Annotated in this window: 7 protein-coding genes; all 7 read left to right on the forward strand. The window is 68.8% G+C overall.

Annotated features, from left to right (window positions below):
* Positions 1–7 precede the first annotated feature (7 nt).
* Entirely contained in the window at positions 8–1,657 is a 1,650-nt protein-coding gene (locus KWI83_RS36275; RefSeq protein WP_218518626.1) for a DUF3152 domain-containing protein, read from the forward strand.
* Between the two features lie 210 nt (positions 1,658–1,867).
* On the forward strand, positions 1,868–3,586 hold the full coding sequence (locus KWI83_RS36280) for a DUF3492 domain-containing protein (protein WP_218518627.1): 1,719 nt from the start codon (positions 1,868–1,870) through the stop codon (positions 3,584–3,586).
* A complete protein-coding gene (locus tag KWI83_RS36285) occupies positions 3,583–4,800 on the forward strand; it encodes a hypothetical protein (RefSeq protein ID WP_218518628.1) in 1,218 nt (405 codons plus the stop codon). The genes KWI83_RS36280 and KWI83_RS36285 overlap by 4 nt, the downstream gene beginning before the upstream one ends.
* Positions 4,801–5,259: 459 nt before the next feature.
* A complete protein-coding gene (locus tag KWI83_RS36290; protein ID WP_218518629.1) occupies positions 5,260–6,360 on the forward strand; it encodes an NAD-dependent epimerase/dehydratase family protein in 1,101 nt (366 codons plus the stop codon).
* Positions 6,348–7,097 carry a spherulation-specific family 4 protein gene (locus KWI83_RS36295; RefSeq protein ID WP_218518630.1) on the forward strand — a complete coding sequence of 250 codons (750 nt, stop codon included), beginning with the start codon at positions 6,348–6,350 and terminating at the stop codon, positions 7,095–7,097. Before KWI83_RS36290 ends, KWI83_RS36295 begins: the two co-directional genes overlap by 13 nt.
* Before the next feature lie 63 nt (positions 7,098–7,160).
* The gene (moeZ, locus tag KWI83_RS36300; protein WP_218518631.1) at positions 7,161–8,339 is read left to right on the forward strand and encodes an adenylyltransferase/sulfurtransferase MoeZ; all 1,179 of its coding nucleotides are present in this window, start codon (positions 7,161–7,163) and stop codon (positions 8,337–8,339) included.
* A 1,172-nt stretch (positions 8,340–9,511) separates the two neighbouring features.
* A complete protein-coding gene (locus tag KWI83_RS36305; protein ID WP_218518632.1) occupies positions 9,512–10,699 on the forward strand; it encodes an AAA family ATPase in 1,188 nt (395 codons plus the stop codon).
* Positions 10,700–11,412 lie beyond the last annotated feature (713 nt).

Here is an 11,412-nt window from a genome sequence, read left to right on the forward strand (position 1 = left end):
GGGGGACGTGGGACGCCACAGCCGCCGTGGTCCGGCACCCAAGGGTGAGACCACGGAGAAGGGGCCACGCCGCCGCGCGTCCGGGCCTCCGGGGGGTCAGCGGGGTTCGGGGACGCAGGGGGTTGCGGCGGAGGAGACGCCTGCGCGGGGGGTGCCGCGGTTGCCCGACGGGACTCAGGGGCGGGGGGTGCCCCACTTTGCGGAGGGGACTCGGGGACAGGGGGTGCCCCGTTTTGCCGACGGGGCACCGGCGCAGAGAGGTCCGCGGCTGCCGGACGGTACTCCGGCGCGGAGGGCGCCCCGTTTTGCAGACGGGACTCCGGGCCAGGGGGTGCCTCGCTTTCCGGAGGGTACTCCCGCGCATGGAGTTCCCCGGCTGCCGGACGGTACTCCGGCGCACGGATTTCCGCTTCCGGACGGCACTCCGGCGCACGGGATGCCTCGCTTTCCCGACGGCACTCCCGCGCGCGGGATACCGCGTCTGCCTGACGGTACGCCCGCCCATGGCGTCCCGCGTCTGCCGGACGGCACCCCCGCCCACGGCTTCCCCCAGGTCCGTGGTGGTCATCCCGAGGAGCGGGAACGCGGGGGCGGCTGGGGTGAGTTGAGGGGGCGCACGGCTGCGGGAACCGGCGCTCCGGTGTTCCCCCGCCAGCGACAGGCGCCCCCCGTCCCACGCCAGGACTACCTCGACGCCTTCGACGAGCAGGACGACGTCTTCGTACGCCGCACTCCCGCGGCTGCCTCCACCGCACACCCCTCGAACGCGACCCCCTCCGTCACCAGCTGGGACGCGGAAGCCGACACGGACGACGAGGCACCCCCGACGGGTGAACCCGCGCCCGCCAGGGGCGGCAAGGGTCGCGCCTTCACAGGTATCGCGGCCGCCGCCGTGACCACCGTGCTGGCCGTGATCGTCGCCGGGCAGGTCACCAGCCCGGGCGAGGACAGCGGGGTGGAGTCGCAGTCCGCCACCGACCAGGTCAGGGACGTCCGCGACTCCGCGTCGCGGGGGGAGGGACGGTCCACGCCGTCCGGTACGCCGAGCGCCACTCCGCTGACGTACGAGCAGAAGATGGACCGTACGTACCCGCTGAGCGCGACGCTCGACGGCTCGGGGAAGTTCGAGGCGATCCCCGGAGTCGACAAGGCGCCGGGGACGGGGCGGAAGTACACCTACCGCGTGGACGTGGAGCAGGGACTCGGCCTCGACGGTGAGCTCTTCGCGCAGGCCGTGCAGAAGACGCTGAACGACGACCGGAGTTGGGCGCACAACGGCGGTCGCACTTTCGAACGGATCCACTCCGGGAAACCCGACTTCGTGATCACGCTCGCCAGCCCCGGCACCACCGCCGACTGGTGCGCCAAGTCGGGCCTGGACACGACGGTCGACAATGTGTCCTGCGACTCCGCCGCCACCGAGCGGGTGATGATCAACGCCTATCGCTGGGCGCAGGGTTCGGAGACGTATGGCGACAAGATCCACGCCTACCGACAGATGCTGATCAACCACGAGGTCGGGCACCGCCTCGGCTACTCCCACGTCACCTGCGACAAGGCCGGTGAACTGGCGCCGGTCATGCAGCAGCAGACGAAGTTCCTGGAGCACGACGGCATCCGTTGCAAGGCCAATCCCTGGCCCTACCCGAAGAGCTGATCCCACCTTCTACGTTATGACGATCCGTACACGACTGATCTCCTAGCGCGACAAAACGCCTTCCGTACGGGAAAGTTACGACCGTTCACCCCTTTTGATGGTGCGACGGACAACCGTCCGTCGCACCACCGGCTTGTCCGCATACGTTCTTTCCCGCTGCGAGCCGTCGACCCAACGACGGCTCCCCTTAAGAAGATCGGGGGTGCAATCGTGCGCATAGGACTCCTCACGGAGGGTGGCTATCCGTACGTGAGCGGTGACGCCAGTCCCTGGTGCGACCGGCTTGTGCGCGGGCTCGCGCAGCACGAGTTCGACGTCTACGCGCTCGGCCGCAGCGAGCGCCAGGAGGACGAGGGCTGGCTCCTGCTGCCGTCCCAGGTCCGCCGTGTCCGTACGGCACCGCTGTGGGCGGCGGAGGGCGACGGGGTCGCGTACGGCCGCCGCGCGCGCCGGCAGTTCGCCGAGTGCTACGGGGAGCTCGCGGCTGTACTGTGCGCCGGGGCGGCCGCTGAAGGGGACAGGGCCTCCGAGCGCTCGGACGGGTCTTCGGCCGCTTTGGCGGACCGTTTCGCCAGTGCCCTCTACGGGCTTGCCGAACTCGCCCGCGAGGAGGGCGGACTGGTCGGCGCGCTGCGCTCCGAGACCGCCGTACGCGCCCTGGAGCGCGCCTGTCATGCGCCGGGCGCCCTCCGTACGGCGCACGAGGCGCGCGTACCGGATCTCCTCGCCATCGCCGCGCACCTGGAACACGCCCTGCGCCCCCTCTCGCTCGACTGGTACGAGGACGACGGGCTCGGCTCGGTCGACCTGTGCCACGCGGCGTCGGGCGGGGCCGCGGCCCTGCCCGGCCTGCTGGCCCGCCACTTCACCGGCGTACCCCTCCTGGTCACCGAGTACGGGGTGCGGCTGCGCACGCACTACCTCGCCGCCACCGACTCCTCGCCCGCCGTGCGGTCCCTGCTCGCCGCCTTCCACGGCAGGCTCGCCGCGGAGATCTACCGACAGGCCGCGTACATCACGCCCGGCAACGCACACGCCCGCCGCTGGCAGGAACGCTGCGGCGCCGACCGTACGAAGCTGCGCACGGTCTACCCCGGCATGGACGCGAGCCCGTTCGCCGAGGTCGGGGAGTCCCCGGAGCGCGCGGCCCCCGACACCCTCGTCTGGGTCGGCCGGATCGAACCGGTCAAGGACCTGGTCTCGCTCCTCCACGCCTTCGCGGAGATCCGCAAGGAAGAACCAGGCACCCGGCTGCGCATCGTCGGCGCCCCCGGCGGCCCCGAGGGCTCCGCCTACCTCACCCACTGCAAGGCGCTCGCCGCCCAGCTCTTTCCCGACGAGGCCGACGGCCCGCACGCGGTCGGCGACAACCCCGTCTCCTTCGAGGAGATCGGCGGCCCGGAGACCCCGACCCTCGCCGACGCCTACGCCTCCGGCGCCGTGATCGTCCTGTCGAGCGTCGTCGAGGGCTTCCCGATCAGCCTGGTCGAGGCCATGTTCTGCGGCCGGGCGACGGTGTCGACCGATGTCGGCGCGGTGGTGGAGGTCATCGGCGGTACGGGGCTCGTGGTGCCCCCGCGCAACCCCCGGGCGCTCGCCGAGGCGTGCGTGGCGCTGCTGCGCGACCCCGAGCGTCGTGAGCGCCTGGGCGCCGCCGCGCGCGCCCGCGCCCTCGAACTGTTCACCGTCGAGCAGAACATCACGGCATTTCACAGCATTTACCTGGACATCGTCTCGCACTGCCCCGACCGCCGCGCCGCGCTCGACGACACCGGCGACCCCCTCCCCTTCGCCGTCCCCGCCGAGGCCCATGTCCCCGGCCGCTGGACCGCCGCCGCGAGCCGCATGGTGGCCCGCGGCGGCCCCGGCTGGGCAGCAGGCCCACCCGTACGCGCCACGCGCGTCCCCGCGGCGGAGGCAGTCCGATGACCGACGTACACGAACGCGACCTCCCCGGCACACCGAGCAGCCCCGACACCTGGGACGCCCGCTCGGAGCAGTGCCTGACAACGGAGCCGCCGGCCGACTCCGCTCCGCACCGCACCCCGCGCCGCGGCCCCGCGGACCCGGTGAAGGCCCTGATGCACCGGCACCGCGAGCTGTGCGAACGGGCGGTGGACCCCCTGGAGATCGCCGCAGGCCTGGAGGCCCACGGCATCACCGACCGCACAGCCGCCCGCTTCCGCCACAGGGACGTCTTCTCCCTGGCGGAGGAGATGTACGCCCGGGTCCCCCGCGACAACGACACCCCCCGCACCCCCACACCCCCCACGACCTCGCGCCTCCCCGCCACCTGGATCCTCCGCACGCTCCTCCCCGGCACTTCCTGCACCGCAACCGTGGCCGCCCTCCACCTCACCCACGGCCAGTCCCGCCTCCTCGCGGCCACCGCAGGCACCCTGGCCGTCGCCCTCTCCCTGCGCGCGGCCCTGACGCGGGGCCCACTGAGCGCAAAGGGGTCCGGAACCCCTGGCACCCTCATCTGGACCTGCTGGCTCCTCGCCTACGCGGCCCTGGGCGACGGCCTCCTCAAGTCAGCCGCGTCGGGAGGCCCCGAAGCCCTCCCGACCACCGCCCCGGACGCCCCGTGGCCCATCACGACGGCCCCCCTCCTCACCCTCACCCTCTCCTGCGTCCCCGCGGCCTGGCTGGCCCACCACTTCGCCACAAGGGCCCGCAACAAACTGGCGACAAGCCGAGCCCTGGAGGAATTCGCCGCATCAGTACGCCCCCTCCTCCTGGGCACGTTCACCCTCTACCTGGCGGCGGTGGCGGCGGTGGCGGCGGTGGCGGCCACCCTCACCCTCCCCCTGGGAGAACCCGCCCCGTACCCCCAAACCCTCACGCTCGCCGCCCTCCTCTTCCTGGTCCGCCTCCTCGCCATCCACGGCTTCACGCACGCCCCCGCCGTGACCCTCATGGCAACAGCCACAGCCCAGGCCACAGCCCTGGCCACCCTCTTCGCAGCCCGCCTCCCGTACTGCGCCTTCCTGGCCGCCCCCGTAGAAACCCTGATCGACACCTGGGGCCCCGGCACCATCCCGACCCTGACCTGCGGAACGGCGGCCCTGGCCCTCTTGATCCACGCCACCCGCAAACTGCCCCGAGCCTCGGCGCACGCCAGGACGGCAACGCGATGGTGAGCCGAGCAACCCCCGTACGGATGGCCGCGTACGCAGGGAAGGGGACGTGTCGGGTGTCCGCCCGCAGCGGTTGGCGCGTCAACACGGACGAGTTGGTAAGAGACCGATTCCGCGCCGTTCCGAGGACGGACACCCCCTGGCGCGGCCCCGACCCGCCCCGCACCCGTAGGCGCCACGCGCACCCCCACGACCCGCACGGGCCGCCGCAGGCACAGCCCGCCACCGGCGCGAACCGGCACAACGCACCGGCACGACGCACCGGCACCACAGGCGCCTGCAGGGCACGTGGCCTAGCGCTCAGGCGCCGCAGACCCGCACCACACAGGCCAGCGCCTGCGAAAGCCACCACAGGCCACCGCACAACCCCCTCCACAGAGTCCCTTCCACACAACCCCTTCCAAAGGAGACCCCCCAAATGACAACCTCCCGACCCGCCACCCCGGCCCCGGGAGCCGCCCGATGAGAGTCCTACTGATCGGAGCCAACGGCTATCTGGGCCGCTTCGTCGCCGACCGCCTCCTCGCCGACCCCGCAGTCCAACTCACCGCCCTCGGTCGCGGCGACGACGCCGACGTCCGCTTCGACCTCGCCTCCGGCAGTCCCGGCGCCCTCACCCGCTTCCTCGACGCCGTCCATCCCGGCGTCGTCATCAACTGCGCCGGCACCACAAGAGGCGGCGCCCGCGAACTCACCCGCCACAACACCGTCGCCGTGGCCACCGTCTGCGAGGCCCTCCGCCGCAGCGGCTGCGGCGCCCGCCTGGTCCAGATCGGCTGCGCCGCCGAGTACGGCCCCAGCCAGCCCGGCTCCTCCACCGCCGAGGACGCCGTCCCCCGCCCCGGCGGCCCCTACGGCGTCAGCAAGCTCGCCGCCACCGAACTCGTCCTGGGCTCCGGCCTGGACGCGGTGGTCCTGCGCGTCTTCTCCCCGGCAGGCCCCGGCACCCCCGCCGGCTCCCCCCTCGGCCGCCTCGCCGAGGCCATGCGCCGCGCCATGCAGACCGGCGACGGCGAACTCAAACTCGGCGGCCTCGGCGCCCAACGCGACTTCGTCGACGTACGCGACGTGGCCCGCGCCGTGCACGCCGCCTCGCTCTCCGCCGCCCAGGGCGTCATCAACATCGGCTCCGGCCGCGCCGTCCGCCTCCGCGACGCCGCCGCGATCCTCGCCCGCGTGGCCGGCTACGGCGGCGCCCTCCACGAACTCGACGGCCCCCCGGGCGTCCTGCGCTCCTCCATCGGCCACCCCCGCCCGGAACCCCTGGCTCACCCCCGCTCAACGGACCCCCTGGGCCACCGCACCGACCCGGACCACGCACCTCACGGGACCGCAGGCACCCACGGCTCCCACGCCGCGCACTCACCGCAGTCTTCGCACCACCCCCCGCACGCCGCACACTCCACGCACACCAGTCCCGCCGCCTACCCCTACCCGGACGGCTGCGGCAGCTGGCAGCAGGCCGATGTCCGCACCGCCCGCGACCGCCTCGGCTGGCGCCCCCGCATCAACCTCGAAGAGTCCCTCGCCGACATCTGGATGGAGGCGGCATGCCGTATCTGACCAGGACGAACGCGAGAACGGCCGACACCGACGTCCGCACCGGCTTAGGTGTCCCCGGCCATGCCCACCCCCTCCTCGCCCCCACCGAATGGGCCGAACTCACCCGCCGTGGCGGCGCCCTGCACTGGGTCGTCCTGAACGTCGCCGACGGCCCCGGCGTCCTCCCCGACCCGCACTGCCTGGAGGCGGCCGGCCGACTCCGCAACGCCGGCGTCCGCGTCCTCGGCCACCTCGACATCCGGTACGGAGCCCGCGGTTTCGGCGAGACGATCATGGACGCCCGCCGGTATCTCGACTGGTACCAGGTCGACGGCTTCCTCCTGGAGCGTTGCCCTGCCGACCGCGTCACCCTCCCCGAGATCCGCCGCACCGTGACCACCCTGCGCGCCCTGCGTGACGATGCCCACATCGTTCTCGGTCACGGCACCCACCCGTATCCCGGCTATGCCGAGTGCGCCGACCAGTTGGTCACCTTCCGCGGCCCCTGGAGCGACTACCGCTGGTCGCAGGCGGCCGAGTGGACCGCCGACCACGGGCCCGAGCGCTTCTGCCACTTCGTGCACGGAGTGGCCCGCGGCCATCTCGACGAGGCGCTGCGCGTCGCCCGCTGGCAGGGCGCCGGGACCATCTACTTCACCGACCGCACGGACCGCGGCGGCCGTATGGCCCCCTGGGCGACCATGCCCGGCTACTGGGACGAAATCGTCTCGCGTGTCGGAACGGGTGTCTCGGAATGAAAAAGGCCGTGGCAGTGTTACGGAGAGAACAACCGTAGTGATTGACCGACCAACGGAGTCCCCGTGTCGCTGCCACCCCTGGTCGAGCCGGCCCCCGAGCTCACCGTAGACGAGGTCCGCAGGTACTCCCGCCACCTGATCATCCCCGACGTCGGGATGGACGGGCAGAAGCGGCTGAAGAACGCCAAGGTGCTCTGTGTCGGCGCCGGTGGCCTGGGCTCGCCGGCCCTGATGTACCTGGCCGCGGCTGGCGTCGGCACCCTTGGCATCGTGGAGTTCGACGAGGTCGACGAGTCCAACCTGCAGCGCCAGATCATCCACAGCCAGGCGGACATCGGCCGCTCCAAGGCCGAGTCGGCCCGCGACAGCGTGCTCGGCATCAACCCGTACGTGAACGTGGTCCTGCACGAGGAGCGGCTTGAGGCCGACAACGTGATGGACATCTTCAGCCAGTACGACCTGATCGTCGACGGCACGGACAACTTCGCGACCCGCTACCTGGTCAACGACGCCTGCGTGCTGCTGAACAAGCCGTACGTCTGGGGCTCGATCTACCGCTTCGACGGCCAGGCCTCCGTGTTCTGGTCCGAGCACGGCCCCTGCTACCGCTGCCTCTACCCGGAGCCCCCGCCCCCCGGCATGGTCCCCTCCTGCGCCGAGGGCGGCGTGCTCGGCGTACTGTGCGCGTCCATCGGCTCCATCCAGGTCACCGAGGCCATCAAGGTCCTCACCGGCACGGGCGAGCCGCTGGTCGGCCGCCTGATGATCTACGACGCCCTGGAGATGCAGTACCGCCAGGTCAAGGTCCGCAAGGACCCCGACTGCGCGGTCTGCGGTGAGAACCCCACCGTGACCGAACTCATCGACTACGAGGCCTTCTGCGGCGTCGTCTCCGAGGAGGCCCAGGCGGCCGCCGCCGACTCGACGATCACTCCCAAGCAGCTCAAGGAGTGGATCGACGACGGCGAGAACATCGAGATCATCGACGTCCGTGAGATCAACGAGTACGAGATCGTCTCGATCCCGGGCGCCAGGCTGATCCCGAAGAACGAGTTCCTCATGGGCACCGCCCTGGAGACCCTCCCGCAGGACAAGAAGATCGTCTTGCATTGCAAGACGGGTGTCCGCAGTGCGGAAGTCCTCGCGGTCCTGAAGTCCGCGGGCTTCTCGGACGCCGTCCACGTCGGCGGCGGCGTCATCGGCTGGGTCAACCAGATCGAGCCACACAAGCCGGTCTACTAAACAGCGGTCTCGCTGACCAGCGAGACAGAAGAAGCCCACGGCTCTGACCAGCTCAGACGCCGTGGGCTTCTGTCGTTGTTGGTTGGCGTCGGCTGACCTTGGACGGCCCAGTGACGGCCCGGACTCCGCGCCGCCGTGGTTGTCCGCCGCTGTACGTCGGCACGGCATGGGCACGCACTGGCGTTCCTGTCGGGCCTTGTCAGCTGTGGCTTCCTAGCCTGCCGCGTCGCTGGAGGGTGTCTCCGCGGCTGGTGGTAGGTCTCTGCTGTTCTCCATGGCTTGGCCGAAGCTCTTGCAGAACTCGATGAAGCTCGATTGGGCGCCGGGCGCTGGCGCGAACGAGGCGAACGCCCCAATGTGCTCGCCGCTCACTGCGACGTCCAACGTGCCTTGCTCGCCGATGCGTGCGCTCGGACACTCCCGAAGGCCCTGCGCGAACATGGGCCTGGTCCGTCGCCCCTGTCCCAGCCATGCACCCCAGTAGATGGTTCGGTTGGTGAGGAAGAGGACGCCATCCTGAGGGCCGTCCCACAGGTTCCGTGCGGGCGTACTGGCAATCTTCCGTTCTCCGGGCTCAAGTACGGGCTCAATGCTCTGCCAGTACTCCGCCTGAGCTCTGTCGTAACGCCGCTGTGCCCACCGTCTCAACATGGCCAATAGCCCTCTCCCTCAACTGCGCCCAGTATCGTGCGCTTTGCAGCGCCCAGCCCTGGGTTCGAGTGATATCGCGAGGGCGGGGCCATGACCGCCCGGTAGGCGCGACTGCCGGCCTTTCCTGCCCGCCTACGTCGCCGTCCCGGACGCCCTGCACAGCCACAACTGATCATCGGCGGCCGTGACCTGCGGCCGTCTTATCGATCAACGCCCTGACCTGGTGCTGAGCTGTCGGCAGTTGTCGGCGTTGGTCATCGTTGAGCGCCCTTCCACGGCCCGAGGACGGCCCGGGAGGGGCGCTCTGCCGGTCTACTGACCAAGGATCTCGCCCACCAGCGAGGCTGAGGAAGCCCACGGCTCTGACATGGTCGGATGCCGTGGGCTTCTGTCGTGCGAGCACTACAGCTCACGCTGTCACATCGGAGGATCTGAGCCAGCTGAAACGCTGACGCATGCACTTCCTGGGCGTTACGATCTCTGATGAGTTGACGATTTCCCGAAACCCAGGGGGCGGACGCATGAGTGATACAAAAGGTGAGAGTGTTCCAGAGCCTCTTGAGCGCAGGGGTATGCGCTTCACGAGCCTCCAAGTGGGCAACTGGAGAAACTTTACGAGCTTCTCCGTTGACCTACAGCAGCGGATGTTCCTGGTGGGCCCCAACGCGGCGGGAAAATCAAATTTCCTGGATTGCTTTCGCTTCCTCGCCGAGATTGTGTCTGTGGGAGGTGGTTTTGAGGCTGCAGTCGCCAGGCGCGGCGGCGTCAGCATGATCCGCTCGTTTGCCGCTCGAAGGTACCCATCGATTTCCCTAAAGGTGACCCTGGGGAACGATGTAATTCCTAACGAATGGATGTATGAACTCAAGTTCAAGCAAGATAATAACAGGCGTCCGATTATCGAGTCGGAGGTCGTGAAGTACCGTGGCAAAGACGTGCTCCGTAGGCCCGATGCGGGTGACCGCGACGATGCCGAGCGCTTGAGGCAGACTCACCTTGAACAGGTGAATGTGAACCGGAAGTTCAGAACGGTTGCCGAGTTTTTTGCCAGCTTGAGCTACATGCATATCGTCCCGCAACTCGTCCGCGAGCCGGATCGGTCGGTCGGCAAGAAAAACGACCCATTTGGCGGTGACTTCCTCGAACAGATCGCGAGGACACCGAAGGTGACGCGTGATTCGCGGCTGCGTAAGATCGTGGACGCGCTGAAAGTTGCAGTCCCTCAGCTACAAACTCTGGAGTTGCAGCCAGATATCCGAGGCGTTCCCCATCTGAGGGGAAAGTACCAGCACTGGCGACCTAATGGTGCATGGCAGACCGAGGACCATTTTTCCGACGGTACGCTGCGTCTGCTGGGACTGCTGTGGGCTGTAGCGGATTCCAAGGGGCCACTGCTCCTCGAGGAGCCGGAGCTCTCCCTGCACCCTGAGGTGGTTCGATATATTCCGCAGATGTTCGCACGGGTGCAGCGAAGGTCCGCCCGCCAGATCCTCGTCAGTTCACATTCGCCTGAGATCTTGAATGATTCCGGGATTGGCTCCGATGAAGTATTGGCCCTGATTCCAGAGGCAGAGGGCACCACAGTAACTGCTTTGTCCGATCGGACGGATCTACAGACCATGCGCGAGGCTGGCGTGCCCTTGGGTGATATCCTGAAAGAGCTTACAGCACCGGAAGAAGCTGGACAGCTCAGCTTCTTTGTGGGGTAGCGATGAATCACGTTATGGTGGGGGTCGAAGGAATCTCCGATGAAGGTGCCGTCCGGGCCATTCTTCGAGAATTCGGGCTGGCGGTAAAGATGATCCAGGGCAAGAACGGCAAGGACTCGCTGCTGAAAAAGTTGCCTGCCTACAATAGTGCGGCGGTGCACTTCCCTTGGTTCGTTCTTGTCGACTTAGACTCGGCTGACGGATGTGTCGTTGAGAAACTCTCAACGTGGCTTCCACGGCCATCGGCGAACATGATATTTCGAGTAGCTGTTGCGGAACTTGAAGGATGGCTACTCGCAGACAGGGAGGCGATTGCGGACTTCCTTGGAGTTGCAGAGAGTAAGATTCCACGGAATCCGGACTCACTAGGTGACCCCAAGCAGGAAATTATCAATCTCGCCCGGAAGTCGCGGAAGCGTGACGTTCGGGAGGGATTGGTACCGAGGCCGCGAAGTGGAGCGTCTGTCGGTCCTACATACGCGTCCGATATTCGTGATTTCGGACAGCGGTATTGGAGGCCTCGCGTGGCCGCCGAGGCTTCGCCTAGCCTGGCCCGCTGCCTACTCAGGGTGGAGCAGCTCGCTGAGCGATTGAATGGGTAGCCATCGCTTGAGAGGTCGGCGGAACGACTTTGGCCGGGAGCTGCTTTGGCGCGAGTGATCATGGCCCATTACGCTGGCCAGCGGATCGGGCAGGTTTGTGAGCCTGCCCGT

It is taken from the genome of Streptomyces sp. TRM70350 (assembly GCF_019219825.1).
Classification (GTDB): domain Bacteria; phylum Actinomycetota; class Actinomycetes; order Streptomycetales; family Streptomycetaceae; genus Streptomyces.